Genomic DNA, 26,865 nt, shown 5'->3' on the forward strand with positions numbered 1-26,865 from the left:
GCATACTGGCCGCCTGCGCTTACAATCTGCGCACCATGATTGGCGTCCTCTATCCACCCGATGAGAGGCGGACATGAGGGAGGAGTGCGTCCACAATCCGGCAGGATGGCTGCCTAAACCGACAAAGGCCCCGCAAGGGCCGCGGAAAACCGCTCTGCCGGCCTTCAAAAAGGCCCTCACTGACCACCGAAATCCACTTCGCTCCCCGTGCAAAGCCCTCACAAGGGGAGAAGGGAGAGCCGCAACGCTGGCGCCATTCTTCTCCCCAGTTTCTTCACGGAAGAGAGGGGCTGAGAGAGATTGTTCCAGCGTGCACTCAGACAGCTTGGCTGTATCTGCAATTTGTGATCAGATGATCACATCCGCGCCGGCTGGCCCGATCGCCTGCCGTTTGCAAATAGCTTCTGTCGAAACCCAAGGAAACCAAAAATCGTGGCTCTGGGATTTGAACCTGTATCGGGACGCGTGACCGTCCAGGACGGCGTCTACCAGCAGCTTCGGCATGCCTTGATGGTCGGCAGCTTCGATCCGGCCCAGGTGCTGACCATTGCCTCGCTGGCCGAAGCCTTCGGTACCTCGAACATGCCGGTGCGCGAGGCCTTGCGGCGGCTCGCCGCCGAGAACGCGCTGGAGATATCGCAGAACGGCTCGGCCTGCGTGCCGGTCGTCACCCGCGCGCGGCTCGACGACCTCTGCCGGGCGCGCGTCGCCGTCGAAGGGCTGGCGGCCGAGCTCGGGGCGCCGCGCCTGACCACTTCCGATATAGCCACATTGGAGAAGATCACCGCCGACCAGCAGGCGATCGGGCGCAATGGCAGCATCTACGAGCTGATCGCCAAGAACCAGCAGTTCCACTTCACCATCTACCGTGCCTCCGGCTCCGACGTGCTGTTTCAGTTGATCGAGACGCTATGGCTGCGCTTCGGCCCCTATATGCGGCTGCTGTCCAACCATGTCGCGCCTTTGATGCGAGCAGGCACGATGGAGCCGTCGGGGCGGCACACGGCGATCATCGCAGCACTGAAAGATCGCGATTTTGCCCGCGCCCGCGAAGAGGTGGTTGCCGACATCAGGACGACGCAAGAGACGCTGCGCGCGATCTGCCCCGACGTGCCGGAAACTAGGCCGGTCGAGTTCGCTGGATTCGGCAAGGCCTCCTGAATCTTCGCTGCGGGTTGAACGCAAGATCGGCGCCGGAAAGTGCCGACCCACGACCGCTCGTGGCCGGAAAAATCGTCCCGATCTTCGCTATTGAATCGCATTTCTTCGCGGGCAACGATTGATCCGTATTCCCTTTTGTGATCACATGATCACAGGGAGTAAAAAAACGCAGTGTCTGGTTATTTTCTCTACCATTCGATCGGGACGTTTCCCGGCAAGGCGGAGCGCATGGCTGCTGCCCTGTCGGAATTCTCGGACATCTGGTCGGCGGAAGATGACGGCCAGTGGCCGTCGGGCCTGGCCGCGCGGCAGCGCTTCATCGATGCCTGGGGCGCGCTGATCGATGCGCCACAGGGAACACTGACCACCGCCGAGAACGTCACGTCTGCGCTCTACAGCCTGATCGGCGCTTTGCCGTCCGAGCGCCTGGCAGGAAAGCGCCTGCTGGTTGCGGCCGATTGTTTTCCGAGCCTGCATTTCCTGCTCGCCGGTCTGGCCGACCGCTTCGACTTCGTGCTCGATACGGTGCCGCTGCGGCCCGGCGAGAGCTGGGTGCGCGACGAGGATTTCATCGCCCGCTGGCAGGACGATGTCGGCCTGGCCTTGCTGACCTTCGTCACCTCGACCGCCTCGCATCGCTGCGACTTGGCGCGGCACGCCGCGCATGGTCGGGAGATGGGCAGCATCGTCGGCGTCGACATCACGCAAGGCGTCGGCGTGACGCCCTTCTCGATCGCAAAGACGCCGGTCGATTTCGTCGTCTCGACCTCGCTGAAATGGCTGTGCGGCACTTCGGGCGCCGGCGTCCTGCAGGTGACGCCCGATCTGCTGTCCGTCTGCCGGCCCGAGCTTCGCGGCTGGTTCAGCCAGCCAAACCCATTTTCGTGGGATCTCGACAGCTTCACTTATGCGGACGATGCACGCCGTTTCGACCATGGCACGCCGGCCATCCTGGCCAGCGTCGCATCGCTGCCCGGCCTCGAATGGGTGGCCGAAACGGGCGTCGACGCGATCCGCGCGCAGAACGCCGGCATGACCGAGCGCATCATAGGCTGCGCGCTGGACAATGGCTGGACGGTCCGTTCACCGCTCGATCCAGACCGGCGCGGCGGCAGCGTCATGCTGACCTTGCCGCAAGGCGTCGACCCGGTGAAGACAGTGTCGACGCTGCGCAGTGAGCGACTTTACTGCGACGCGCGCGGCGCGACGCTCAGGCTGTCGCCCGGCATGGTCACCACGGACGACGCGGTGAATGCCTTGCTGGAGCGTCTGCAACAGTTGATCGGCTCGCGGCAACGCCGCGCGTCCTGACTTCAGGCGCCGCCTCGCCTGCAGTGTCCGGAAAATACGGCGCTGAAAGGGGCGGAAGTGAAAAGCGCCACAGGGAGTGGCCGAACCAGAGGGAACGAAAATGAGCTTCACTCGCCGTAATCTGCTTCTTCTCGCTGCCGCCTTCGGCATCGCCGCCGGCCCAGCCACCGCCTATGCCCAAGAGACGCTGAATGTCGGCGCCTATCCGACCAATCCGCCCTTCGAATACAAGAACGAGAGCGGCACCTTCGAAGGTTTTGAAGTCGACATCGTCAACGAGGCGGCCAAGCGCATCGGCATGACCACGGAAATTGCCGATCTCGGATTTCAGGCCCTGTTCGCCGCCACCACGTCGAAGCGCATAGACGTCGCCATCTCGTCGATCACGATCACGCCTGAGCGGCTGAAGTCGCAGGCGTTCTCGCAGCCCTATTATGATTCCGACATGGGTATCGCCGCCAAGGCCGACAGCCCGATCAAGGCCGAGGCCGACCTCAAGGGCAAGATCATCGGCGTGCTGTCCGGCTCGACCGGGGAAGCCTGGACCAAGCAGCACCAGGAGGCCGGCGGGTTCAGCGAGGTAAAGGGTTACGACACGCAGCAGAACCTGCTGCTCGATCTCAGCGCCGGTCGCGTCGACGCCGCGGTCAGCGACATTCCGGGCCTCGAATACTCCTTCACTAGGATGAAGGATCTCGCCGTGAAAGAGCGTATCAAGACCGGCGAGCAGTACGGCCTGATGATGGCCAAGGATCACCCGCTGCTCGGCAAGCTGAACGACGCGCTGACCGCGATGAAGAAGGACGGCACGCTGGCCGCGATCCACAAGAAGTGGTTCGGCAGCGATGCACCCGCCGATTCTTCGACCGTCAAGGAAATGCCGATGCCGAAGGCCTGAGCGGCAGCCGCTGAAATTGTGCCGGCTTTCCACGCCGGCACAATTTCATGGGATAGCGTTGCGCCCCTGCTGGACGCGCAACGGGCGCCTTAGCCCTTCTTTCACGCATGATCCGCTCCGAAGCCGATTTCGGGGTTTCGGAGTCATGCTTTAGCGTCGCGGGACGCCAAATCTTTCGGGAATGCTCCCCATGTCGCTGATCGAAACCTTCTTCAACGCCGATGTCATGATCTCCAGCCTGCCGGCGTTGCTGCGCGGCTTTCTGAACACACTGCTGCTCGGGCTGTTGAGCATCGGCATCGGTATCCCCGTCGGCCTGGCGATCAGTCTGATGCGGCTCTACGCGCCAAAGCCGCTGCGGCTGTTGGCGGTCGGCTATATCGATATTTTCCGGGCGATGCCGGTGCTGGTCGTGCTGATCCTGATCTACTACGCGCTGCCGTTCCTCGGCATACGCCTGTCGTCCTGGACCTCCGCGGTGACGGCATTCGCCATCATCATGGCGGCCTATTCGGCCGAAGTGTTCCGTTCCGGCATAGAAAGCATTCCGCGCGGCCAGTTCGAGGCGGCGCAGGCACTCGGCCTGCCGTTTTTACTGACCTTGCGCAAGGTGGTGCTGCCGCAAGCGATCCGTGTGGTCATTCCGCCGATGACCAGCAACTGCGTTTCGATGTTCAAGGATACGTCGCTCGCCTCCACCGTGGCGCTGCCCGAACTACTGAAGGAAGCGACCAACGCGCAGTCGCTCTACGCCAACCCCTCGCCTCTGATCGGCGCGGCACTGGTCTATCTCCTCTTTCTCTGGCCGATGGTCCGTCTCGTCAGCCTGCTGGAACGTCGCTTCAAAACCGAAAAGACCCGCTGACGTCACCAGTTTCCCATCTGTCAATTCTCGCTCCCCCATCTGTCAGGCACTTCGCAGGAGACCATCTTGAACAAGCATCAGATCCACAATGCGAGCGACGTCTCCGCAGCCTTCCCGGTCGACACGATCCGCGCCATGTTTCCAGCCCTGCGGCAGGCCGGCGACTTCATCTTCATGGACAATGCCGCCGGTGCGCAGATCCCGCAAAGCGTGCTCGACGCGGTGACCAACCATCTGGTCGCGCATAATGTGCAGCGTGGCGGCCGCTACGGCCGCAGCGTCGCAGTCGATCAAGCGATCGCCGACGCGCGTGAAAGCGTGGCGCTGCTGATCAATGCCTATAGTCCTGCGGAAATCTGTTTCGGCATGAACGCCACCTCGTTCATCCGTCTTGTCAGCCTCGGCATCGGCCAGATGCTTCAGGAGCGTGACGAGATCGTCATCACCGACATGGACCATGACGCCAACATCGCCACCTGGCTGGCGCTGGAGTCGGCCGGCGCGAAATTCAAATGGTGGCGGATGCGCGACGACGGTAATCTCCATGTCGACGATCTTCGCCCGCTGGTCTCCGACCGGACCCGGCTCGTCGCCTGCACGGTGACGGCGCATTCGATCGGCTCGATCGTCGATGTCGCTTCAGTGGCTGATATTGCGCATGCGGCGGGTGCCGAAGTGTTCCTCGACTGCGTGCATTACGGGCCGCACGGGCTGATCGACGTGCAGGCCTGGGATTGCGACTATCTGGTCTGCTCCGGCTACAAGAATTTCTCGCCGCATATGGGCTTCTTGTGGGGCCGCTTCGAGACGCTGAAGCGGCTGCCGACCTTCCGCGAGGATTTCATTCCCGACGAGCCGCCCTACAAAGTCGAGGCCGGCACCTTCATTTACGAGAACGTCTCCGGCATGGATGCCGCCGTGCGCTATCTCGAGTCGATCGGCCGCAATTTCTTGGCCGAGAACAACCGGTCGCGGCGCGACAATCTCGTCGCCGGCATGAACGCCATCCGCGACTATGAGCTGGTGCTGGCGCGCGAAATGCTCGGCGTGCTCAAGGATTGCGGCGCGACGATTTATGGCGTCGCCGACGAAGCCCGCCTCAACGAGCGCGTGCCGACCTTCTGCTTCAACATCGGCACGCTGTCGCCGCAAATGATCGCCGAGGCCATGGCCGAGATGCAGATCGGCATCCGCGACGGTCACATGTATGCGCCGCGGCTGATGAAGCGCCTGAACCTCAGCATGGACAGCGGCGCCATCCGCGCCTCGCTGGTGCATTACAACACGATCGAGGAAGTCCGGCGCTTCGGCGAGGTGTTGCGCGTCGTCATCGCCCGGCTGTCCTGATCGGAGTCGAAATACGCTTGCCTGCGTGCCGCGGTCGCCGCGTCAGGCGGCCTTCTTCTTCGCCAGCCTCGCCTTGATGCTGGCGACGTCGGCTCGCGGCGTCGCCGCAAACAGCGTCTTGGTGTAGCTGTGCTTGGGGTCGGCAAAGACCTCGTCGCGCGAGCCGTATTCGACGGCCTCGCCGTAATACATTACCATCACGTCGTCGGCGATGTAGCGCACCACCGACAGGTCGTGGCTGATGAAGACATAGGTCAGCTTGAACTCGTCCTGCAGGTCGGCGAGCAGGTTGAGCACCTGCGCCTGCACCGACAGATCGAGCGCCGACACCGGCTCGTCGAGCACCAAAAGGCTCGGATTGAGCATCAGCGCGCGGGCAATGGCGATGCGCTGGCGCTGGCCGCCCGAGAACATGTGCGGGTAACGGTTGTAATGCTCCGGTCCGAGGCCGACCTTCTTCAGCATCCTCATGGCGAGATCGCGCCGTTCGTTGGCCGGCGTGTCGGTGTTGATGAGCAGCGGCTCGCCCAGCACATCGCCGATCTTCTGGCGCGGATTGAGCGAACCGTACGGGTTCTGGAAGACGATCTGCACCTTGCGGCGCATCTCCTTCGACAGCCCATCCTTGGCGATATCGACCTTTTTGCCGTCGATGAAGAGCTCACCCGCCGTGGCCGGATCGATCAGCGTGATGATGCGAGCGAGCGTTGACTTGCCGCAGCCGCTTTCGCCGACGATGGCGAGCGTCTTGCCCTTGTCGACGCTGAACGAGACGCCCTTGACCGCGTGAACCGTGCGCGAGGGACGAAACAGGCCGCCCCCGACATGATAGTCGCGCACGATGTTCTTGCCTTCGAGAACCGTCACGCTCATGACGCGGCTCCCGTTGCAGACCCGGTTCCCGCAGCCGAGGGGGCTGGTTCAAACAGCATGTCGGAGATGGTCGGCAGCCGGTCGCCGACGGCGTTCTCCGGCAGCGCCGACAGGAGCGCGCGGGTATAGTTGCTCTTCGGCTGCTCGAATAGCGACAGAACGTCGGCCTCTTCCATCTTGCGGCCCTTGTACTGGACGATCACGCGGTCGGCGGTCTCGGCCACCACGCCCATATTGTGGGTGATCATGATCAGGCCCATGCCGTATTTGGCCTGCAGACCGACCAAGAGGTCAAGGATCTGCTTCTGGATGGTGACGTCGAGCGCGGTGGTCGGCTCGTCGGCGATCAACAGCTTCGGATTGCAGGCGATGGCGATGGCGATCATGACCCGCTGGCACTGGCCGCCCGACATCTGGTGCGGGAACGAATTCAGCCGCTCTTCCGGATCGGCAATGCCGACCAGCTTCATCAGCTCGATGGCGCGGGCCCGGCGCTGGGCGCGGTCCATGCCCATATGGAAGCGCAGCACCTCCTCGATCTGGAAGCCGGCGGTGAAGCATGGATTGAGACTGGCGATCGGCTCCTGGAAGATCATCGAGATGTCCTTGCCGACGATCTTGCGGCGCTCGGACGGACTGAGCTCAAGCAGGTCGATACCGTCGAACGCCATGCGGTCGGCCTTCACCGTCGCCGTATTCGGCAAAAGCCCCATCACCGCCAACATCGCCACCGATTTGCCGGAGCCGGATTCACCGACGATCGCCAACACCTCGCGCGGCTCGATCGACAGGTCGATGCCTTGCACCGCCATGAACGGTCCGGCGGCAGTATCGAAAGAGACCGTAAGGTTCTTGATTTCGAGAAGAGGCATGATCACGACCTCTTCAGCTTGGGGTCGAAGGCATCGCGCAGGCCATCGCCGATCAGGTTGATGGCAAGCACGGTAATGAGGATGGCGAGGCCGGGGAAGGTCACCACCCATGGCGCGCGCAGGATGAACTCGCGTGCCGTGGCCAGCATCGTGCCCCATTCCGGCGTCGGCGGCTGCGCGCCGACGCCGAGGAAGCCGAGAGCCGCGGCCTCGAGAATGGCGTTGGAGAAGGACAGCGTCGCCTGCACGATCAGCGGTGCCATGCAGTTCGGCAAGATCGTCTTCACCATCAGCCTGAGATGACTGGCACCGGCCACCTTGGCGGAGATCACATATTCACGGTTCTTTTCGGCCATTACCGCCGCGCGCGTGAGCCGCGCGAAATGCGGCTGCAGCACCAGCGCGATCGCCAGCATGGCGTTGAACAGGCCAGGTCCGAGGATCGCCACCAGAACCAGCGCAAGAAGCAGCGACGGGAAGGCCAGAATGACGTCCATGACGCGCATGATCAGCGTATCGACCCAGCCGCGGAAATAGCCGGCGAGCACGCCGAGGATGATGCCGCTGGTCAGCGAGAAAACCACGACGACCAGACCGATGAACAGCGAGAACCGCGCCCCGAAAATCAGCCGCGAAAGCATGTCGCGGCCAACAGCGTCGGTGCCCAGAAGAAACATCGATTTGCCGCCCTCCTGCCAGACCGGCGGCGTCAGCAGCGCATCGCGAAACTGCTCGTCAGGCGAATGCGGCGCGACCAGCGGCGCGAAAATCGCGATCAGCACCAGAGCCGAGAACACGACCAGGCCGATGACGGCGCCGGTGTTCATCGAGTAGTAATGCCAGAACTCGGTGAAGGCACGTTGCCGACCGCCGGTCGGAATGGAGGCGGCGGTGGCTTCTGCCGTGGTTTGGTCGGTCATCTCACTGCACCCGGATACGTGGGTTGATGACGGCGTAGAGCACGTCGACGATCAGGTTCACCGCCATGACAATCAGCGCGATGATCAGCAAGCCGCTCTGGACGACGACATAGTCGCGCTTGGCGATCGCGTCGATCATCCACTTGCCGATGCCGGGCCAGGAAAAGATCGTTTCGGTCAGGATGGCGCCGGCCATCAGCGTGCCGACCTGCAGGCCGATGGTGGTGACGACGGGGATCAGCGCATTGCGAAAAGCGTGGAGCCCGATAACGCGGCGCGGCGCCAAGCCCTTGGCGCGGGCGGTGCGGACATAGTCCTCGCCCAGCACCTCCAGCATCGCCGACCGCGTCTGGCGCGCTATGACGGCGAGCGGAATCGTCGCCAGCACGATTGCCGGCAGGACCAGATGACTGGCGGCGGACCTGAAAGCGCCGCTCTTGCCGGAGATCAGGCTGTCGATCAGCATGAACCCCGTCGTCGGCTTGAAGAAATATTGAAGGCCAATGCGGCCGGAAACCGGTGTCCAGCCGAGATAGCCGGAGAAGAATATGATGAGCAGCAGCCCCCACCAGAAGATCGGCATCGAATAGCCGGTCAGCGCCACGCCCATCGTCGCCTGGTCGAACCATGATCCGCGCTTGACCGCGGCGAAGATGCCGGCGGGGATGCCGATGAGCACAGCGATGATCAGCGCGATCGTCGCCAGTTCCAGCGTGGCCGGAAACAGCGCCTGGAATTCACCGAGCACCGGCCGCTTGGTGGCGATCGATATGCCGAAGTCGCCGGTCAGGACCCTGCCGATATACTCCAGATACTGGATGACATAAGGCCTGTTATAGCCAAACCGCTCGACAAGCTCCGCGTAGCGTTCGGGACTTACGCCGCGCTCGCCAGCCAGGGCCATGATCGGGTCGCCCGGCAGAAGCCGGACGAAAGCGAACGCCGCCAGCGATATGCCGAACACGGTCGGGATGATTAAGGCGAGCTTGTGGAGGAGATAGCGGAGCATCTTACTTCATAGAACGGCGGCGCCGGAAGTCCAGCGCCGCCGTCCAATTTCTCAGGAGTTACTCGGTGACGTCGACGCCGTCAAACCGATGAATGCCGAGCGGATCCATGACGAAGCCCGAAACCTTCTTGTTCATCGGCATGAAGACCTTGGAATGGGCAATGGTCAGCCACGGCGCCTCACGCTTGAACACGACCTGAGCCTCCTCGTAGATTTTGGTGCGCTCGGCGACATCAGTGGTCGCCTTGCCCTTCTGCAACAGGGCTTCGAACTCCTGGTTGCACCAGATCGCATAGTTGGACTGGCCGATGGCATCGCAGCCGAGCAGGAACAGGAAGTTGTCCGGATCGCCATTGTCGCCGGTCCAGCCGAGCTGGAAGGCGCCGTCACGCTCCTTCTGCTTGCCGCGTTCGCGATACTCGGTCCATTCGTAGCTGACGATCTCGGCCTTGACGCCGATCTTGGCGTAGTCGGCCTGGATCAGTTCCGCGACTCTTTGAGCGTTCGGATTGTACGGGCGGCTGACCGGCATTGCCCAGATCTTCATCGAGAGATCCTTGACGCCGGCGTCGGCCAGCATCTTTTTGGCCGCGTCCGGATCGTACGGATCGTCCTTGATGTCCTTGTTATAGGACCACATCGTCGGCGGGATCGGGTTGATGGCCGCCTGGCCAGCGCCCTGATAGACCGCATCGAGAATGGCCTGCTTGTTGACGGCCATGTTGAGGGCCTTGCGGACCTCGACCTTGTCGAAGGGCGGCAGCGTGGTGTTGTAGGCCATGTAGCCGATGTTCAGGCCTTCCTGCTCGTCGACCTTGAGGTTTGGGTCAGCCTGCAGGCCGGCGATGTCGGCCGGCGCCGGGTACGACATGATATCGCATTCGCCTGCCTTCAGCTTCTGCGCGCGCACGGCCGGATCGGTCGTGATGGCGAAGATCAAATCGTCGATCTTCTGGCGGCCGCCATAATAGCCGTCCCATGCCGCATAGCGCACGACCGCATCGACCTGGTAGTCGACGAACTGGAACGGACCGGTGCCGATCGGCTTCTGGGTGAATTGCTGCCTGGTGCCGGCCTTGTCGAGCTGGTCGGCATATTCCTTGGAGACGATCGATGCGAAATCCATGCCGAGGTCCGGCAGGAAAGCGACTTCAGGCTTGTTCAGCACGAACTTCACCGTCAGGTCGTCAACCTTGACGATTTCCTTGAGAAGATCCGGGAAGCCCATGCCGGTGAAATATTCCCAGCCGGTGCCTTCCAGATAGCTGAACCACGGGCTTTCCTTCTTCCACTGGCGTTCGAAGGAGAAGATCACGTCGTCGGCATTGAGGTCGCGCGTCGGCGTGAAATAGTCGGTGGTCTGGAACTTCACGCCGGGCCGAAGCTTGAACGTGTATTCGAGACCGTCGTCGGAAACCGTCCAGCTCTCGGCGAGGCCGGGCGCGATGGTGGTCTTGCCGTGTTCGAACTCGACCAGGCGCGAATAGATAGTGCGCGACGACGCGTCGAAGTCGTTGCCACCGCTCCACGGCGATGGGTCGAAGCCGGCCGGCGACGCCTCCGAGCAGTAGACCAATTGCTTCGCATTGGCCATGCCGCCGAGGACGCTTGCGGCCAGCAACGCGGCCGCAAAAGTCAGTTTCTTTTTCATGGAGGACTCCCTGATGTTCTTCCAAGCCCCTCTTCAGGCTCGCGAAGCGCGCATATAAGCATCGTTTTTCCGGCTTTGGAACACCCAGTTTGCTTACCCCATGGGAAGCAGAATTTAATTCTTCACTTTCATAAAAAGCGAGAATTAAATGTCAATTTCAGCCGATCACGGTATTATTAACGATTGCATTTTTTTATTATCTTTAACGCGACCGATAGCAGGAACCGCGACCTTCGGCCTGTCGTTGGCGCGGAAGGTTTTCTTCCCGTCTTGCCGCAGGGGCAGACTTGCACGGCTGCCGATAGTCGCAATACATAGATGGCATGTTGGATTTCCTGGATGCCGGCAACAGCGGAGGGACGTCTCTGTCATTCGGAGACGACGCGGCGGGCAAGCAGAGACAATAAGAACAACCGAGGGAGGGACAGGTGGCAAAAACACCAAGGACGACGGCACCAGCGAAAGCGAAGGCCAAAGCTGCCGCAAAACCGGCCAGCCCCGACAAGCCAAAATCGCCGCCCACCAAAGCCGTTGCCGCGGTCAAGCCGAAGGCGGCAGCGACAACGGCTTCATCGGGGTCGAAGCCGGGTTCGGCCAGGAGATTGCCGAAAGCGCCTGCCGCTCGATTGCCGGAAAAGCCTTGGCTCAAAAGCTATCCGAAAGTCGTTCCGGCCGAGATCGGCGCCCTGCCCTTCGGCTCCATCGGCGATCTGCTCGCCGACGTCTGCAAGCAGTATGCCGGCAGGCCCGCTTTCACCTGCATGGGCAAGACCATCAGCTATGCGGAAGTCGAGCGGCAATCGGCCGCCTTCGGCGCCTATCTGCAATCGACAGGGTTGCAGAAAGGCGCGCGCGTCGCGCTGATGATGCCGAACGTGCTGCAATATCCGGTGGCGATGATGGCAGTGCTGCGCGCCGGCTATGTCGTGGTCAATATCAACCCGCTCTACACGCCGCGCGAGCTGGAACATCAGCTCAAGGATTCCGGTGCGCAAGCCATCGTCATTCTCGAAAATTTCGCCAACACCTTGCAGGCGGTGATCGCCAAGACGGCGGTCAAGCATGTCGTGGTCGCGGCGATGGGCGACATGCTTGGCGGCCTGAAAGGGACGATCGTCAATTTCGTCGTGCGCCGCGTGAAGAAGATGGTGCCGGGCTGGTCGCTGCCAGGCCATGTCAAGTTCAACGCCGCGTTGAAGGCAGGCGCCAGCGTGAACTTCAAGCCGGTGAAGGTCGCAGCCGACGATATCGCCTTCTTGCAATATACCGGCGGCACCACGGGCATCTCGAAAGGCGCGGTGCTGCTGCACAGCAACGTGCTGGCCAATGTCGCGCAGAACGCGCTTTGGGTCGAAGACGCCTACACGGTCAAGCCGAAACCGGCGCATCTCAATTTCATCTGCGCGCTGCCGCTCTATCATATCTTTGCGCTGACAGTGAACGCGTTTATGGGCATGCAGATGGGCGGCCGGAACATACTCATTCCCAATCCGCGCGACATTCCAGGCTTCGTCAAGGAACTCGGCAAATACCCGATCCACATCTTTCCGGGCCTCAACACGCTGTTCAACGCGCTGCTCAACAATGAGGATTTCCGCAAACTCGACTTCAAGCCGCTGATCCTGACACTAGGTGGCGGCATGGCGGTGCAGAAGGGTGTCGCCGAACGCTGGAAGACGCTCATCGGCTGCCCGGTCACCGAGGGCTACGGGCTTTCGGAAACCTCACCGGTGGCTACCGCCAACACATTCAGCGATGGCAACTTCACCGGCACGATCGGCCTGCCGCTGCCGTCCACCGAGATCGCCATCCGCGATGACGACGGCAATGATTTGCCGCTCGGCGAAGTCGGAGAGATCTGCATCCGCGGACCTCAGGTGATGGCCGGTTACTGGAACCGGCCGGACGAGACCGCCAAGGTGATGACCAAGGATGGTTTCTTCAAGTCGGGCGACATGGGCTTCATGGACGAGCGCGGCTACACCAAGGTCGTCGATCGCAAGAAGGACATGATCCTTGTGTCCGGCTTCAACGTCTATCCGAACGAACTCGAGGAAGTCGTGGCCCTGCATCCGGGCGTCCTAGAAGTTGCGGCGATCGGCGTGCCGGACGAGCATTCAGGCGAAGTGCCGAAGCTGTTCGTCGTCAAGAAGGACCCGTTGCTGACCGCTGAGGTGCTGACTGTCTATTGCCGCGAGAACCTGACCGGCTACAAGCGGCCAAAATACATCGAGTTTCGGACCGAACTGCCGAAGACGCCGGTAGGCAAGATCCTGCGGCGGGCGTTGCGGGAATAGGCACGATTTTGGACGATTGCCTTGCCGGTAGTGAAGCGGTCGACCCGCGTTCCGGCCCTGACCCGGTCGCGTTCATCAGGGCGAACATGCAGCTGCTGCCGGTGCCTTCGCTTCCCGAAATCCGGCTTTACACGGCTCATCCGGGAAGCGGCCTCAGACGGCTCGGCGATCCGGAAGGACAGGGGTTCGAGCCGGAGGGACCGGAAGAAGAAGCGAAAGCCGACGAGAACGAGCTGCAGCCACCCTATTGGGCCTATGCCTGGGCCGGCGGCGCGGTGCTCGCCCGCTATATAATCGACCAGCCGCAGACGGTGGTGGGTCGCCGCGTGCTCGACCTCGGCGCCGGTTCGGGCCTCGTCGGCATCGCCGCGGCAAAGGCTGGCGCCAGCGACGTGATCGCCGCCGAGATCGATCGCAACGGCGTTGCTGCGCTCGGCCTCAATGCCATGGCGAACGGCGTCACGATCACCATTATCGACAATGATATCACCACGGGGCCGCCACCTGCGGTCGACCTCGTTCTCGCGGGTGATGTGTTTTACGGCCGCGAGGTTGCTCGTCGGGTCACCCCGTTTTTCGATCGCTGCCTGGCAGCCGGTATCGAGGTGCTGGTCGGCGATCCCCGTCGCACAGACTTGCCGCTGTCCCGGCTGCGGTTGCTCGCCGAATATCGGGTACCGGATTTCGGCGACGCGAAGGGTGCCGCGAGCAAGCCGAGCGGCGTCTTTCGCTTCGAGCCTGAAGATCGCTAGCGCTAGATCGAAACCCCATCACGCTAAATGAGCGGGATCGCGCCATTGCGGTCGTTCAGTTTCGAAGGATCGCATGACCGATCTGACCCTGAGCAGTGACTGGCTCAATCCCTGATTGGAAGATCCTACTGGACCGCGGCCGGAATCGACCGCAGAGTGGAACGACAGGGGAGGAGGCTGTCGTGACCGACGAGGTGACAATTCGTGAACTCAATGGGCTCGATGAGATGCTGTCGATCTATCCAGTGTTCCGGCAGGGCAACTCGCATCTAGACGAAGCCGCGTTTCGTGAACGACTCTCGGCGATGCTCGCTCAGGGCAGTTACCGCTGCATCGCGGCTTATATCGGCGATCGGCTGGTGGGTCTCTCCGGCTTCTGGACGGGCATTCAGCTTTGGTGCGGGAAGTACATCGAAGCCGACCACGTGGTGGTCGACACGACGCTACGCAGCCTTGGCACAGGCACCAAGCTGATGGCGTGGATCGAGGCGGAGGGCGAGCGGACTGGATGCGCTGTCTTCCGTATTGCCATGGTGCTTGGCAAGGAACGCACGCGCCAGTTTTACGCTCGAAACGGCTTCTTTGATGATGGTCTTCTCATGGTGAAGGCCCTGAGCAGAGGCGCCGCGGAGTTCCCGGAGTATGTATCGCGACCTGCCGAGCCAGGCTTGCGGGTCTAGCGGTTCGCAACCATCCTTTCGGGTGTCCGCTTCTGGCGCAACGTGCCCGTTCTGGCAGATGAGCCAGCGGCAACTTTCCACCCATCTCGACATTGGCGGGAAAGCCCAGGTTGATTTGAGTTTTGCCCCGGCCTTGCCAGTCAGTTGGCCAGTCAGGTCGTCTCCTTGACCCGCGCCGAAAGAAAGTCGGGCAGATCGGCAACCGAATCCAGAATGACGTCGGCGATCTGCGACAGCGATTCCCGCGTGCCGGTGCCGGAGAGCACGCCGATTGCCAGACCGCAGCCGCCGGCCCGCGCCATCTCCAAATCGTGGCGATTGTCGCCGACCATGGCGATCGCGGCCGGCCTCAGGCCGGTCAGGTCGCAGAAGGCAAGGATCGTATCCGGCGCCGGTTTCGGATTGGCCACGGCGTCGTAACCATAGGCGGCGTCGAACAGCTGCGCGACGCCCAGCGTCAGCAATGTCTTTTCCGCGCCGGTGGTCGAATCGTTGGTGGCGACGCCGAGCCGATAGGCTTTCCTGTGAAGAACGCCGAGCGTCTCGACGATGCCCGGCAGCGCCACCGCCATCGCCGAGCCCTGCATGGAGGTGATCTCGTTGAAGCGGGCGACGGCAAGCATCTGGTCTTCGTCGGACAGGCGCGGAAACCAAAGCTCGACGACATCCATGTTGGTGCCGGAGGCAAAGATGGAGTCGGGCTTGAAGCGTTTGGTGGCGAAATCGTAGCCCGCCGCGGCAAGCAGCCTGTCGGCCTTCCAGCGGTCGCCCTCCGACGCATCCATCGCCATGAAATCGGCAACGCCGAGCCATGTCGCATTGAAGTCGACAAGCGTGCCGTCCTTGTCGAACAATATTCCCTTGATTTCGACCAAGCCGCTTACTCCGATCCGCGCAATCGGTGGATGTGTCCCACCAGCCCAGCGGTCGACGCGTCCCGCTTTGCGGCATTCTCCTTGCCTTCCACGACAGGCAGCAGCCCGGTCGCCAGTTCCTTGCCCAGTTCGACACCCCATTGGTCGAAGGAATTGATGTTGAAGAGCGTGCCCTCGACGAAGACGCGGTGCTCATAGAGCGCGATCAGCCGCCCGAACGTATGCGGATCGAGTTGTCTGTAGAGGATCGTCACCGAGGGCCGGTTGCCGGAGAAGACGCGGTGCGGGGCGATCCTGTCGACCTCGGCCGGCGTCATGCCTTTTGCCAGCATCTGCGCGCGTGCTTCCTCAAGCGTGCGGCCCTTCATGAAGGCTTCCGACTGCGCCAGGCAGTTGGCGAGCAAAAGATCGTGGTGATGCTTGAGGCCCGGCTCATGGCCGATTGCCGCGGCTAGGAATTCGACCGGGATGAAATCGGTGCCCTGGTGCAGCAGTTGGAAGAAGGCGTGCTGGCCATTGGTGCCGGGCTCACCCCAGACCAGCGGGCCGGTCGGCGTGGTCACAGCGCCGCCGTCGAGGGTGACGCTCTTGCCGTTCGATTCCATGTCGAGCTGCTGCAGATAGGCCGGCAGCCTGGACAGGCGCTGGTCGTAGGGAATGACGGCGCGAGCGGGGTATTTGCAGATCACCCGATGCCACCAGCCGATCAGCCCCATTAGCGCCGGCAGATTCTTGGCCAGCGGCGCCGTCTGGAAATGTTCGTCCATCGCATGCGCGCCATCGAGAAAAGCGCAAAAATTCTTCGGGCCGACGGCGATCATCACCGGCAGCCCGATCGCGCCCCACACCGAATAGCGGCCGCCGACCCAGTCCCAGAAGCCAAAGACGCGGTCGGACGCGATGCCGAATTTGGCCACCAGGTCCAGCGCCGTCGAGACGGCGGCGAAATGCTTGCCGACCGCTTCCTTGCCGAGCGCCTTCTGCACCCAGTCGCGCGCCGTCTCGGCATTGGTCATCGTCTCGACAGTGGTGAAGGTCTTCGAAGCGATGATGAACAGCGTGGTTTCGGCGGAAAGGCCCTTCAGCGTGTCGTGGATATGGGCGCCGTCGATGTTGGACACGTAATGCGTGCGCGGCCCATCGTGATAGGGCGCCAGCGCCAGCGTTGCCATGGCCGGGCCAAGGTCGGACCCGCCGATGCCGATGTTGACGATGTCGGTGATCTTCTTGCCGGTGGCGCCGGCCGCCTTGCCGGAGCGCACGGCATCGGCGAAGGCGCCCATCGCGTCGAGCACGGCGACGACTTCCGCCTTCACGTCCTGGCCGTCGAGCACGATGCCCTTGCCGTTCAGGTTGCGCAGCGCGGTGTGCAGCACGGCGCGGCCTTCGGTGACATTGATCTTCTTGCCGGAGAACATCGCGGCGCGCCGGCCTTCGAGATCGGCGGCTCCCGCCAGCTTCTCAAGCAGATCCATCGTCTGCGCATCGACCGCGCATTTCGACCAATCGAGCAGTAGGTCGCCGTCGGTGGCGGAGAATTTTTCGAAGCGCTGGGGATCAGCAGCGAAAGCCTCGCGCATGCTGCCTGATTTGGCCGCACGGTGAGCGCGCAGGGCGTCGAGCTGTTTTTGAAAGGACGATTGATCCACTGGCTTGCTCCGAAGTCTTTGATGCCAACATAACAGGCCGGATGTTTCCGGCGCGTGTCGTCGCGGCAAACTATCTAGCCGAAATCCACTGGTTTCAATGCGCAGCGATGACGCACTGCGTCACGCCGGGATGACGCGCAGCGTCACGCCGGGGATGACGCAGTGCGTGACCGGGGGATGCCGCAGCGCAGCGAAGGATCACTGGCGTAAATCCCAACGATCAGAAAAATTGATTGGCGCAACGCCTTGTGCCACCGGTACATTCGACTGGTCCAGCCAAATGAAATAGGCTGGCCATCGAGGAACATTTTCCATGCCACAGCGAAACGACACGGCCATATGGTCCGGCCTGTTCCGGATTTCGGCGGACTCCGGCCAGACCCTGCAGGCGCAGATCCGTCAAGCGATCGTCGCCGCCATCCTCGACCGGCAGATCGCCGCTTCGATGCCGCTTCCGTCCTGCCGGATCCTAGCCGAGAAACTCGGCGTGGCGCGCGGCACCGTGGTGCTGGCCTTCCAGCAGCTCGTCGACCAGGGTTTCCTGGTGGCGCGCGAACGGCGCGGCCATTTCGTCAATCCCGACGTGCTGGCGACCCCGGCGAGGCCGCATCAGAAGGCGCCCGACCAGGCCAACGAGATCGACTGGAAGGCGCGCCGCCAGATCGCGGCCAGCGACATGCCGCCGCCGGCCAAGCACGACAACTGGATCAAGTCGTCCTACCCCTTCGTCTATGGCCAGTTCGATCCGGCACTGTTCCCAACCGCCGAATGGCGCGAGTGCAACCGCATGGCGCTTGCCGTGCTCGAGATCCGCAACTGGGCGTCCGACATGGTCGACCGCGACGATCCGCTCTTGATCGAGCAGATCCAGGCGCGGCTGTTGCCGCGGCGCGGCATCTTCGCCAATCCCGACGAGATTATCGTGACGCTCGGCGCGCAGAACGCGCTTTACATGCTGGCGACGCTGCTGATGACCAAGGGCTCCAAAGTGGCCATGGAAGACCCCGGCTATCCCGACGCACGCTCGATCTTCCGGCTGGCGGGCGCCGACGTCACACCGGTCCCGGTCGACCACTCCGGCATCGTAACCGCTTCTATTCCCAATGATTCCGGCTTCGTCTTCGTGACGCCCAGCCACCATTGCCCGACCATGGTGCCACTGTCGGCGGAGCGCCGGCAGGACCTTTTGGCGCGCGCCAACCGCCACAACCAGATCATCATCGAGGACGGCTATGACAGCCAGCTCCTGGACGAGGCGCCGCAGCAGGCGCTGAAGAGCCTCGACCGTTCCGGCCGGGTCATCTATGTCGGCTCGATGTCGAAGACGCTGGCTCCCGGTCTGCGGCTCGGCTACATCGTCGCCTCGGCCGGGCTGATCTCCGAGCTTCGCGCGCTACGCCGCTTCATGCTGCGTCATCCGCCGGCCAACAACCAGCGCGCCGTCGCGCTGTTCCTATCGCTTGGTCACCATGAGGCGCTGGTGCGGCGGCTATCGAGCGCTTTCGACGAACGGCGCAAGCGTCTGATCCATGCGATTACCGCATTCCTGCCGGAGTGGCGCTCGACCGATTCGGCCGGCGGCGCGTCGCTCTGGCTCGAGGGACCGCGCGGCACCGACTCGCGCGGGCTGGCCGAGGCCGCTGCCTCGCGCAGCGTCATCATCGAGCCTGGCGACCGCTTCTTCGACCGCACCGAAAAGCCGTCGCGCTTCATGCGGCTGGGCATCTCCTCGATCGCGCTGCAGCACATCGAGCCCGGCATCCGCGAACTGGCAACGGCGGCCGGGCGCAGGCCGGCGGCGGCTTGATGCCTCGTCCGGGCTGGGACCGGCCACCGTTCTTTAGCGCTCTGGCATATGCGACGGGACCGTCTGGCTCATAGGCTGTGCCAATGCCGACGGCATAGTTCGAGGCATAAGGGGACGAAGCAGGCCGATGGTGGACCAACCGCCGCCGCCAGCTTCGCAGCTAAAGGTGGAGTGCCTCCATGTCAGTGGCTGTTGAGAAGCCGGATACGCCCTCGGACCAACGTTCGCGGCGTTCCGGCGGGCGTGAAGCGCGCCGCGCCATGCGTGCGGCGCCACTTGCCGACGACATCAAGCCGGTGCGCGCCGGCCTCGAAGGCGGAAGTTACGGGCCGCTCAGCGAAAACGACCGCGAGCGCATCAACGAAGCAGTGCTGACGCTGCTTGAAACGGTCGGCTTCGCCAATGCCATCCCATCCTGCATCGAGGCGTTGACCAAGGCCGGCGCCACTCTCGGCGAGGACGGGCGAATTCGCTTTCCCCGCGCGCTTGTCCTCGACACGATCAAGAAGGCCGCGCGCCACTTCACCTTGCATGGCCAGGATCCCAAGCACGACATGCTGATCCAGGGCAAGCGCGTGCATTACGGCACGGCGGGTGCCGCGGTGCATCTGGTCGATGTCGAGAAGCGCGAATACCGGGAGTCGCTGCTGCAGGACATCTACGACGCTGCCCGCATCGTCGAGGGGCTCGACAACATCCACTTCTTCCAGCGGCCGATGGTGCCGCGCGACATTCCCGATCCGCTCGACATGGATTTCAACACGCTCTACGCCTGTGTGATGGGGACGTCGAAGCATGTCGGCACGTCCTTCACGGTGCGCGAGAACGTCAAGCCGGCGCTCGACATGCTCTACGCGATTGCCGGCGGCGAAGAGAATTTTCGCGCGCGGCCTTTTGTCTCCAATTCGAACTGTTTTGTCGTGCCGCCGATGAAATTCGCCGAGGACGCTTGCGGCGTGCTCGAGGCCTGCGTCGAAGGCGGCATTCCGATCCTGCTGCTGTCCGCCGGCCAGGCGGGTGCCACGGCGCCGGCGGCGATTGCCGGTGCGGTGGTGCAAGCGGTGGCCGAGGTGCTCGCCGGCCTTGTCTATGTCAACGCCATCAAGCCCGGGCATCCGGCGATCTTCGGCACCTGGCCGTTCGTCTCGGACCTCAGGACCGGCGCCATGTCCGGCGGCTCGGCCGAGCAAGCGGTGCTGACCGCAGCCTGCGCCCAGATGGCGCAATTCTACGATCTGCCCGGTGGTTCGGCCGCCGGCATGACGGATTCGAAACTGCCCGATATTCAGTCCGGTTACGAGAAGGGCATCACCGATGTGATGGCCGGTCTTGCAGGCCTCAACCTCGTCTACGAATCGGCCGGCATGCACGCCTCGCTGCTCGGCTTCTGTCTGGAAAGCCTAATCATCGACAACGACATGCTCGGCCATTGCCTGCGCTGCGTGCGCGGCATCGAGGTGACCGATGAGTCGCTGTCGATAGACACCATCGCCGACGTCTGCCTGAAGGGGCCGGGTCACTATCTCGGCAACGAGCAGACGCTGCGGCTGATGCAGACGGAATATTTCTATCCGGCGGTTGGCGATCGCTTTTCGCCGAAGGAGTGGAACGAGAAGGGCAGGCCCGACATCTTGCAGCGGGCAATCATCGAGAAGAAACGCATCCTCGCCGAGCGCTTCCCGCGCCACGTGCCAAAGCTGCTCGACGACAAGCTGCGCGCTCGCTTCGGCAATCTGATCCATCTGCCGCGCAGCGGCATGGGCGGCTGAGGACGCTTCTCGTCAAAAAACTGTCAGAGCCTAATCCATCCCGACAAAAATCGGGATGGGGCTCTACCTTCTGTTTGACCATGACCTTTTCCGAAAACCGGGTTTCCACTTTTCGGGATCATGGTCTAGTCGGCGCTCAAACCGTAGCGCTCGACGACCTCGCTGCTGATCAGCTTGGCATGCAGCGTCATCAGTATAATTTGCGCATCGAGGCTGTCGCCGGCCTCAAGGGCTGCCTCGAGCCGGCGCTCCGCATCCAGCCTATCTTGAAGGCCGTTGGATTGCTCGAACGCTTCCGGCCCAGCAACACAATAGCCAAATAGCTGCGCCACCGGTGGGTAGGCTTGTGGTGGCGGCTCGTCGGGCCAGTGGTCCTTCATCAGATTGACGATGGTGAGCTTTGCTCCCTCCGGCACAAGGGCGGGATGAAGGTCGACGCCGCGCAACGCAGCGTCGAGTTGCCTGAGGTCGCCTGAACGGCCGAACATTCCGAGGAAGCCTAGGGAAGAGCGTCGTCTCGCCATGATGTTCCTTCACCCGAATGCCCGAACCGCAGCGAAGCGCTGGCCGCACGCAGCCGCTATCCGCTCGCTGCCAGCAACAAAACACCGGCGAGGGCCGATCCCGCAAGCGTCGGCAGCATGCCGATCTTCAGCTTCAGAATGGCGATCATGGCAGCGCACGACAGCAGCGCCGCACCCCAGTCGATCGATGAGAGCACCGGCACGTCCATTCCAAGCCCGATGTTGCGCACCTCGCCGAAAATGACGTGCAAGCCGAACCACAGAGCGAGATTCATGATGACGCCGACGACGGCGGCGGTGATCGCGGTCAGCGCCGCCGACAGTGCCTTGTTGCCGCGCAGGGCTTCGATGTAGGGCGCACCGAGGAATATCCAGAAGAAGCAAGGCGTGAACGTGGCCCACAGGGTGAGCATCGCCCCTAGCGATCCGGCAAGCAGTGGGTTCAAGGCTCCGGGCTGGCGGAACGCGGCAAGGAAACCGACGAACTGCAGGACCAGAATGAGCGGACCCGGCGTGGTTTCGGCAAGACCGAGGCCATCGACCATCTCACCGGGCGCGAGCCAGCCGAAGGACTCGACCGCTGCCTGCGCGACATAGGCAAGGACCGCGTAGGCGCCGCCGAAGGTGACGACCGCCATGACGCTGAAGAACCCACCGATCTCAGTCCACACGCTGGCGGATCCGGTGAACGCCCAGATCAGAAGCACAGGCCCCAGCCAGATCGGCAGCCAGATCGCAATGGTGCGCGGCGCATGCCATCGCGTCGGCCTGGTGTGGGCCAGCTCGCCGCGCTCGAACATCAGGTCGACCGCGCCCTTGACGTCGGGAGCATCGCCCTTGCCGTGCGACGCGCCGGAAAAGAGGCCCGGCGCAACACGGTTGCCAATCCAGCCTGCCAGGCCGGCAAGCAGGATGATGAGCGGAAACGGCACGTTCAGCGCATAGATGGCGATGAAGGCGGTGATCGCGATCGACACCATGACCCGGTTCTTGAGGGCACGCCGTCCGATCCGGATCATCGCCTCGATCACGATGGCGAGCACGGCCGCCTTCACCCCGAAAAACAGCGCCTCGACAAGGGGCGCGTCGCCATACAGCGCATAGAGGATGCTCAAGGTGAGCATCACAAGCGCGCCCGGCGCGACGAAGAGGATGCCGGCGACGAGGCCGCCGATCGTCCGGTGCAGCAACCAGCCGATATAGATGGCGAGTTGCTGGGCTTCAGGGCCGGGCAACAGCATGCAGTAGTTCAACGCATGCAGGAAACGCTGCTCGCCGATCCAACGCCGTTCCTCGACCAGTTCCTTGTGCATGAGCGAGATCTGCCCAGCCGGCCCGCCGAAGCTGAGCAGGCCGATTTTCGCCCAGAGCTTTACCCCTTCGCGGAAGGTTGGCGCTGCCGGCGCTTCGACGATCCCGCCAGTTTTGCCAGAAGCCCCCGTTTTGTCAGACGGCATGGCGCTCATGATGGCTTGCTCGCGCTTGGCCAGTTGTGCGTCTCCTCGGTGGCGTCGCGGCACCATCGGAAAAACGCATCGTAGAGCAGCATCCCTGCCTCCAGCTGTTCAAGATCGTCGCGAAACATCCGCGAGAGTCCAAGCGAGGCGGCCAGAAATCCGGCCGCCTGGGGAACCAGATCGAGGCTTGCGGTATCGGCTGCGCGCACAATCATGGCCAAGCGGTCGAGCGCCTCGGATTCGAGCCCGAACTCTTCGATCATCGTGTCGAAGGTGCAGTGTTCGCCGCGGTGTGACCAGAACACATTGTCGATGTCGAAAGGCACGGCCTGAAAGCGATCCGCAGCAGCCGGCACTTCGGCCGCTTCAACAAAGAGAAAAACCGCGCTCGGATCGATGAAACGCCGGATCAGCCAGGGGCAGGCGATGCGATCGACCTTCGGGCGGGCCCGCGTCACCCACACGGTGCGGCCCCTTTCGTCGCGGGTAGGCATCTTGCCGGTGCGGACCAAAAGCCCCTTGGCATCGCGCCAGGCCTCGAACCCGCCTTCGAGGGATTCGGCGGCAATGCCCTCATGCCGCAGCCATGCGGCCACGCCTTGCGAGAGCTTCTGCCCTTTTTGGCAGACGACCGCCACTCGGCTGCCGGTGAATTCGGATGCCCAGGTTGGGACGGTTTTGAAATCACGCCGGCTTGAGGCCGGCAGCAGGCGCGGATCGGCGTTGTAATCATCATCGACGCGAACATCGATAATCGTTGGCGCGCCCGGCAGACCAATCAGACGGGACAGTTGCGATACGGTGATAACGGTTGTTGACGGCATGGCGTCCACCTCCTTGAAAGAGAAGCTTGGACGCGAACGTTGGGCTGACGCCTCACGGGGTCGTCGCGATGCACCCCTTGCCATGATCGTGGATTTGTCGCGCCCACTTGTCAAGCGTCATCCCTGGAGCAAAGGATGCTCCGGCTCCGGCCGCCGGCTTGGCGGAACCAGAACATTTCTGGGAGGAAACCCATGAAAAAGACCTATCTCGGCAGTTGCCATTGCGGCGCGGTGCGTTTCGAAGCCGATATCGACCTCGCCGAAGGCATCCGCAAATGCAATTGCAGCTTCTGCTGGAAGCTCGGCTACCGGAAATCCTTCGCAGCCTATGAGGCCGTGAGGGTGACGGATGGCCGCGACCGGATGCGTGAATACAAGGCGACGCCGTCGAACTGGCCGGAGGGCGACATCAACCACTATATGTGCCCGAACTGCGGCGCGAATTTTCTCTCGCGCGGCTTTCTCGACTTCATGGGCGGGAATTTCTGGGCGGTGAACGTCGCCTGCCTCGACGACGTCACCGAAGAGGAACTCGCCGCAGCACCAATCGTTTACGAGGACGGCAAGCGCGACAGGCAGGACCAAGCGCCGGAGATCACCGGTTATTTGTGAGCGGCGGGCTCAGAAAACATCTGACGGCGGCTTGATCGAACCAAGCCGCCGGCCAGCGGAAGGCGCCGGAGGCCGACGTTAGAGCGGTTCATCGTTTCACGGAAACGCCGAACCGCTCTATCTCTTTGTTTTTGCGCAATTCCGGACGGAAAACCGCTTCACACTTTTCCTGGAATTGCTCTAGTGATTGTCCCGCGGCACGCCCTTGGTGTGCGCCACATCCTGATATTTCACCGCCGGCTTCAGCACCATTCCTTCGGAAAACTGGTCGACCATGCCACGCTGGATCTCCTGCCATGGCGTCTGATGCTTGGGGTAGTGATAGCCGCCACTGTTCTGCAGCTCGGCGCGACGGCGCGTGATCTCGTCATCGGTGACGAGAATGTCGGCAGTGCCCTTGCGCAGGTCGATGCGGACGCGGTCGCCGGTCTTCAGCAGCGCCAGCCCGCCGCCTATGGCGGCTTCGGGCGAGGCGTTGAGGATCGACGGCGAGCCCGACGTTCCCGACTGGCGGCCGTCGCCGATGCAGGCCAGCGCGTGGATGCCCTTCTTGATGAGATGGGCCGGCGGCTGCATGTTGACGACTTCGGCGCCGCCCGGATAACCGATCGGGCCGGCGCCACGCATGAACAGGATCGTGTGCTCGTCGATGCCTTGCGCCGGATCATCGATGCGGGCGTGGTAATCTTCGGGACCGTCGAAGACCATGGCGTTGCCTTCGAAGGCCTCAGGGTCCTTCGGGTTCGACAGATAGCGTTCGCGGAATTCGGGCGAGATGCCGCTGGTCTTCATGATCGCCGAATCGAACAGATTACCCCTAAGATTGATGAAGCCGGCATTGGCCTTCAGCGGCTCGGCGACGGTGCGGATGACGTCGAGATTCTCGTTGACGGCCCCACTGCAATTGTCGCCCATCGTCTTGCCGTTGACGGTCATGGCGTCGGGATGGGGCAACAGCCCAGCCTTCATCAGTTCGGCCACGACCGCCGGCACGCCACCGGCATGGTGGTAATCCTCGCCGAGATATTCGCCCGACGGCTGCAGGTTGACGATGAGCGGTATCTTGAGGCCGACCTTCTGCCAGTCGTCATTGTCGAGCGGCACGCCGAGATGGCGGGCGATGGCGTTGAGGTGGATCGGCGCGTTGGTCGAGCCGCCGATGGCCGAATTGACGACGATGGCGTTCTCGAAGGCCTGCCGGGTCATGATGTCGGAGGGCTTCAGATCCTCATGCACCATGTCGACGATACGTTTTCCCGTCTCATAGGCGATCTGGCCGCGCTCGCGATAGGGCGCGGGGATCGCAGCCGAGCCCGGCAGCTGCATGCCGAGCGCCTCGGCCAGCGAATTCATGGTGGTGGCAGTGCCCATTGTGTTGCAATAGCCGGTGGACGGCGCCGAGGAAGCGACGATGTCCATGAACTCGTCATAGCCGATCTCGCCGGCCGACAGGCGCTGGCGCGATTCCCAGACGATCGTTCCGGAGCCGGTGCGCTTGCCCTTGTGCCAGCCATTCAGCATCGGGCCGACCGACAGCGCGATGGCCGGAATGTTGACGGTGGCCGCTGCCATCAGCAGGGCCGGCGTCGTCTTGTCGCAGCCGATGGTGAGCACGACGCCGTCGAGCGGGTAGCCGTAGAGCACTTCGACCAGGCCGAGATAGGCAAGGTTGCGGTCGAGCGCCGCTGTCGGGCGTTTGCCCGTCTCCTGGATCGGGTGGCACGGGAACTCGAAAGGGATGCCGCCCATCGAGACGATGCCCTCGCGCACGCGCTTGGCCAGCTCGATATGATGGCGGTTGCAGGGCGACAGATCCGAACCGGTCTGGGCGATACCGATCAGCGGCTTGCCCGACATCAGTTCGGCACGCGTCAGCCCGTAATTCAGGTAGCGCTCAAGGTAAAGCGCCGTCATCCCCGGGTTGTCGGGATTGTCGAACCACTCCTGCGAGCGAAATTTCTTCTTAGTTGTGGGGGCGCCGGCCATCATGGTCTCCGTATTTGTATGACAAATCGATATGACAACGCGCGAGAGCAGGCAAGAGGCACGCGCCATCCGAATCCGGACTTTGGTGCGATAGACATACATCGGCCCTCACGCTAGACCGGATCGGGGTTTGTCAATTTTGAATCCGGGAGATTTTGATGGCTTTGGTGATCGAAGGCGAGGAACGCATCGCCGCACCCCTGCAAAAGGTGTGGGAAGCGCTGAACGACCCGGACGTTCTGAGGCAGACCATTCCGGGCTGTCAGAGCCTCGAAAAGAAGTCGGACACCGAGATGGGAGCGACCGTGGTGCTCAAGATCGGCCCGATCAAGGCTACGTTCAACGGCGGGGTGACGCTCAGGAATCTCAACCCGCCGCATTCCTACACCATCCAGGGTGAGGGCAAGGGCGGCATCGCCGGCTTCGCAAAAGGCGGCGCCGATGTGACGCTGACCGCCGATGGGCCGGAGGCGACGATCCTCAGATATGCGGCCAAGGCCGATGTCGGCGGCAAGATCGCCCAGCTCGGCAGCCGGCTGATCGAATCGACGTCGAAGAAACTGGCCGGGCAGTTTTTTTCGAGTTTTGGCGAGAAGGTCGGCGGCTGAGCCCCTCCCCCTTGAGGGGAGGGTGGCCCGAAGGGCCGGGTGGGGTCGGTGGCGACGCGCTCCGACATTTCCTTCGTAAGAGGTTGAGGCGGTTCAGATGAACCCTCCCACCGCGCTT

General features: G+C 62.7%; 23 protein-coding genes. 12 read left to right on the plus strand and 11 right to left on the minus strand.

Annotated features, from left to right (window positions below; translation table 11 throughout):
* Window positions 1-432 precede the first annotated feature (432 nt).
* From EN885_RS31930 to EN885_RS31950, 5 genes are all read left to right on the plus strand, one after another.
* Window positions 433-1,161, plus strand: a complete 729-nt coding sequence (locus EN885_RS31930) for a GntR family transcriptional regulator (RefSeq protein ID WP_095482969.1) — start codon at window positions 433-435, stop codon at window positions 1,159-1,161.
* Between the two features lie 171 nt (window positions 1,162-1,332).
* Window positions 1,333-2,472 carry an aminotransferase class V-fold PLP-dependent enzyme gene (locus EN885_RS31935; RefSeq protein ID WP_095482970.1) on the plus strand — a complete coding sequence of 380 codons (1,140 nt, stop codon included), beginning with the start codon at window positions 1,333-1,335 and terminating at the stop codon, window positions 2,470-2,472.
* A 100-nt stretch (window positions 2,473-2,572) separates the two neighbouring features.
* Window positions 2,573-3,370 (plus strand): ABC transporter substrate-binding protein, encoded by a 798-nt coding sequence (locus EN885_RS31940; RefSeq protein WP_095482971.1) that lies wholly within the window; start codon window positions 2,573-2,575, stop codon window positions 3,368-3,370.
* 190 nt (window positions 3,371-3,560) lie between these two features.
* Window positions 3,561-4,235 carry an amino acid ABC transporter permease gene (locus tag EN885_RS31945; protein WP_095482972.1) on the plus strand — a complete coding sequence of 225 codons (675 nt, stop codon included), beginning with the start codon at window positions 3,561-3,563 and terminating at the stop codon, window positions 4,233-4,235.
* Between the two features lie 66 nt (window positions 4,236-4,301).
* On the plus strand, window positions 4,302-5,582 hold the full coding sequence (locus EN885_RS31950; RefSeq protein WP_095482973.1) for a cysteine desulfurase-like protein: 1,281 nt from the start codon (window positions 4,302-4,304) through the stop codon (window positions 5,580-5,582).
* 42 nt (window positions 5,583-5,624) lie between these two features.
* Here EN885_RS31950 and EN885_RS31955 read toward each other — a convergent pair whose 3' ends face one another.
* The 5 genes from EN885_RS31955 to EN885_RS31975 are packed head-to-tail and all read right to left on the minus strand — an operon-like array spanning window position 5,625 to window position 10,907.
* Window positions 5,625-6,455: a dipeptide ABC transporter ATP-binding protein gene (locus EN885_RS31955; RefSeq protein WP_095482974.1), complete on the minus strand. Its 831-nt coding sequence runs from the start codon at window positions 6,453-6,455 to the stop codon at window positions 5,625-5,627.
* Window positions 6,452-7,327 carry an ABC transporter ATP-binding protein gene (locus tag EN885_RS31960; RefSeq protein ID WP_095482975.1) on the minus strand — a complete coding sequence of 292 codons (876 nt, stop codon included), beginning with the start codon at window positions 7,325-7,327 and terminating at the stop codon, window positions 6,452-6,454. Before EN885_RS31960 ends, EN885_RS31955 begins: the two co-directional genes overlap by 4 nt.
* A gap of 2 nt (window positions 7,328-7,329) precedes the next feature.
* Window positions 7,330-8,247, minus strand: coding sequence for an ABC transporter permease subunit (locus EN885_RS31965; protein ID WP_095482976.1), 918 nt, complete (start codon window positions 8,245-8,247; stop codon window positions 7,330-7,332).
* A gap of 1 nt (window position 8,248) precedes the next feature.
* Entirely contained in the window at window positions 8,249-9,256 is a 1,008-nt protein-coding gene (locus EN885_RS31970) for an ABC transporter permease subunit (protein ID WP_126103814.1), read from the minus strand.
* Between the two features lie 58 nt (window positions 9,257-9,314).
* Window positions 9,315-10,907, minus strand: a complete 1,593-nt coding sequence (locus tag EN885_RS31975; RefSeq protein WP_128244247.1) for an ABC transporter substrate-binding protein — start codon at window positions 10,905-10,907, stop codon at window positions 9,315-9,317.
* A gap of 428 nt (window positions 10,908-11,335) precedes the next feature.
* Here EN885_RS31975 and EN885_RS31980 point away from each other — a divergent pair, with 428 nt between their 5' ends.
* From EN885_RS31980 to EN885_RS31990, 3 genes are all read left to right on the plus strand, one after another.
* Window positions 11,336-13,204 carry a long-chain fatty acid--CoA ligase gene (locus EN885_RS31980; protein ID WP_128244246.1) on the plus strand — a complete coding sequence of 623 codons (1,869 nt, stop codon included), beginning with the start codon at window positions 11,336-11,338 and terminating at the stop codon, window positions 13,202-13,204.
* A gap of 8 nt (window positions 13,205-13,212) precedes the next feature.
* Window positions 13,213-13,956: a methyltransferase gene (locus EN885_RS31985; RefSeq protein WP_245493184.1), complete on the plus strand. Its 744-nt coding sequence runs from the start codon at window positions 13,213-13,215 to the stop codon at window positions 13,954-13,956.
* 182 nt (window positions 13,957-14,138) lie between these two features.
* Complete coding sequence (locus EN885_RS31990; RefSeq protein WP_095483044.1) at window positions 14,139-14,636, plus strand: GNAT family N-acetyltransferase; 498 nt, start codon at window positions 14,139-14,141, stop codon at window positions 14,634-14,636.
* Between the two features lie 152 nt (window positions 14,637-14,788).
* Here the strand turns inward: EN885_RS31990 and EN885_RS31995 are convergent, their stop codons facing one another.
* Complete coding sequence (locus tag EN885_RS31995) at window positions 14,789-15,511, minus strand: HAD family hydrolase (RefSeq protein ID WP_095482980.1); 723 nt, start codon at window positions 15,509-15,511, stop codon at window positions 14,789-14,791.
* A gap of 5 nt (window positions 15,512-15,516) precedes the next feature.
* Window positions 15,517-17,160: a glucose-6-phosphate isomerase gene (pgi, locus tag EN885_RS32000; RefSeq protein WP_095482981.1), complete on the minus strand. Its 1,644-nt coding sequence runs from the start codon at window positions 17,158-17,160 to the stop codon at window positions 15,517-15,519.
* A gap of 313 nt (window positions 17,161-17,473) precedes the next feature.
* On the opposite strand from pgi, the gene EN885_RS32005 reads away from it, so the two are divergent.
* Both EN885_RS32005 and EN885_RS32010 read left to right on the plus strand, forming a co-directional pair.
* Window positions 17,474-18,967, plus strand: coding sequence for a PLP-dependent aminotransferase family protein (locus EN885_RS32005; protein ID WP_095482982.1), 1,494 nt, complete (start codon window positions 17,474-17,476; stop codon window positions 18,965-18,967).
* Between the two features lie 179 nt (window positions 18,968-19,146).
* The gene (locus EN885_RS32010; protein ID WP_095482983.1) at window positions 19,147-20,736 is read left to right on the plus strand and encodes a trimethylamine methyltransferase family protein; all 1,590 of its coding nucleotides are present in this window, start codon (window positions 19,147-19,149) and stop codon (window positions 20,734-20,736) included.
* Between the two features lie 125 nt (window positions 20,737-20,861).
* Here EN885_RS32010 and EN885_RS32015 read toward each other — a convergent pair whose 3' ends face one another.
* Genes EN885_RS32015 through EN885_RS32025 form a run of 3 tightly spaced genes read right to left on the minus strand, consistent with a single transcriptional unit; the run spans window position 20,862 to window position 23,541 of the window.
* Window positions 20,862-21,260: a hypothetical protein gene (locus EN885_RS32015; RefSeq protein WP_095482984.1), complete on the minus strand. Its 399-nt coding sequence runs from the start codon at window positions 21,258-21,260 to the stop codon at window positions 20,862-20,864.
* Between the two features lie 56 nt (window positions 21,261-21,316).
* Window positions 21,317-22,726 carry a chromate efflux transporter gene (gene chrA, locus EN885_RS32020; RefSeq protein WP_095482985.1) on the minus strand — a complete coding sequence of 470 codons (1,410 nt, stop codon included), beginning with the start codon at window positions 22,724-22,726 and terminating at the stop codon, window positions 21,317-21,319.
* Window positions 22,723-23,541 (minus strand): chromate resistance protein ChrB domain-containing protein, encoded by an 819-nt coding sequence (locus tag EN885_RS32025; protein WP_095482986.1) that lies wholly within the window; start codon window positions 23,539-23,541, stop codon window positions 22,723-22,725. The genes chrA and EN885_RS32025 overlap by 4 nt, the downstream gene beginning before the upstream one ends.
* A 192-nt stretch (window positions 23,542-23,733) precedes the next feature.
* On the opposite strand from EN885_RS32025, the gene EN885_RS32030 reads away from it, so the two are divergent.
* Window positions 23,734-24,153 carry a GFA family protein gene (locus EN885_RS32030; protein WP_095482987.1) on the plus strand — a complete coding sequence of 140 codons (420 nt, stop codon included), beginning with the start codon at window positions 23,734-23,736 and terminating at the stop codon, window positions 24,151-24,153.
* A gap of 180 nt (window positions 24,154-24,333) precedes the next feature.
* Here the strand turns inward: EN885_RS32030 and EN885_RS32035 are convergent, their stop codons facing one another.
* Window positions 24,334-26,139: an IlvD/Edd family dehydratase gene (locus tag EN885_RS32035; protein WP_127290131.1), complete on the minus strand. Its 1,806-nt coding sequence runs from the start codon at window positions 26,137-26,139 to the stop codon at window positions 24,334-24,336.
* A gap of 158 nt (window positions 26,140-26,297) precedes the next feature.
* On the opposite strand from EN885_RS32035, the gene EN885_RS32040 reads away from it, so the two are divergent.
* A complete protein-coding gene (locus EN885_RS32040; protein ID WP_095482988.1) occupies window positions 26,298-26,747 on the plus strand; it encodes a carbon monoxide dehydrogenase subunit G in 450 nt (149 codons plus the stop codon).
* The last annotated feature ends 118 nt before the right edge of the window (window positions 26,748-26,865 follow it).

Origin of the sequence: Mesorhizobium sp. M6A.T.Cr.TU.014.01.1.1 (genome assembly GCF_004022765.1) — a bacterium.
Taxonomy (GTDB): Bacteria; Pseudomonadota; Alphaproteobacteria; order Rhizobiales; family Rhizobiaceae; genus Mesorhizobium; species Mesorhizobium mediterraneum.

Coding starts and splice junctions, on each gene's coding strand:
- EN885_RS32005 (WP_095482982.1), top strand. CDS start 17,474: ATGCCACAGCGAAACGACACGGCCATATGGTCCGGCCTGTTCCGGATT.
- EN885_RS32015 (WP_095482984.1), bottom strand. CDS start 21,260: ATGGCGAGACGACGCTCTTCCCTAGGCTTCCTCGGAATGTTCGGCCGT.
- EN885_RS31970 (WP_126103814.1), bottom strand. CDS start 9,256: ATGCTCCGCTATCTCCTCCACAAGCTCGCCTTAATCATCCCGACCGTG.
- EN885_RS31940 (WP_095482971.1), top strand. CDS start 2,573: ATGAGCTTCACTCGCCGTAATCTGCTTCTTCTCGCTGCCGCCTTCGGC.
- EN885_RS31960 (WP_095482975.1), bottom strand. CDS start 7,327: ATGCCTCTTCTCGAAATCAAGAACCTTACGGTCTCTTTCGATACTGCC.
- EN885_RS31955 (WP_095482974.1), bottom strand. CDS start 6,455: ATGAGCGTGACGGTTCTCGAAGGCAAGAACATCGTGCGCGACTATCAT.
- EN885_RS31965 (WP_095482976.1), bottom strand. CDS start 8,247: ATGACCGACCAAACCACGGCAGAAGCCACCGCCGCCTCCATTCCGACC.
- EN885_RS32025 (WP_095482986.1), bottom strand. CDS start 23,541: ATGCCGTCAACAACCGTTATCACCGTATCGCAACTGTCCCGTCTGATT.
- EN885_RS32035 (WP_127290131.1), bottom strand. CDS start 26,139: ATGGCCGGCGCCCCCACAACTAAGAAGAAATTTCGCTCGCAGGAGTGG.
- EN885_RS31945 (WP_095482972.1), top strand. CDS start 3,561: ATGTCGCTGATCGAAACCTTCTTCAACGCCGATGTCATGATCTCCAGC.
- EN885_RS31975 (WP_128244247.1), bottom strand. CDS start 10,907: ATGAAAAAGAAACTGACTTTTGCGGCCGCGTTGCTGGCCGCAAGCGTC.
- chrA (WP_095482985.1), bottom strand. CDS start 22,726: ATGAGCGCCATGCCGTCTGACAAAACGGGGGCTTCTGGCAAAACTGGC.
- EN885_RS32040 (WP_095482988.1), top strand. CDS start 26,298: ATGGCTTTGGTGATCGAAGGCGAGGAACGCATCGCCGCACCCCTGCAA.
- EN885_RS32030 (WP_095482987.1), top strand. CDS start 23,734: ATGAAAAAGACCTATCTCGGCAGTTGCCATTGCGGCGCGGTGCGTTTC.
- EN885_RS32010 (WP_095482983.1), top strand. CDS start 19,147: ATGTCAGTGGCTGTTGAGAAGCCGGATACGCCCTCGGACCAACGTTCG.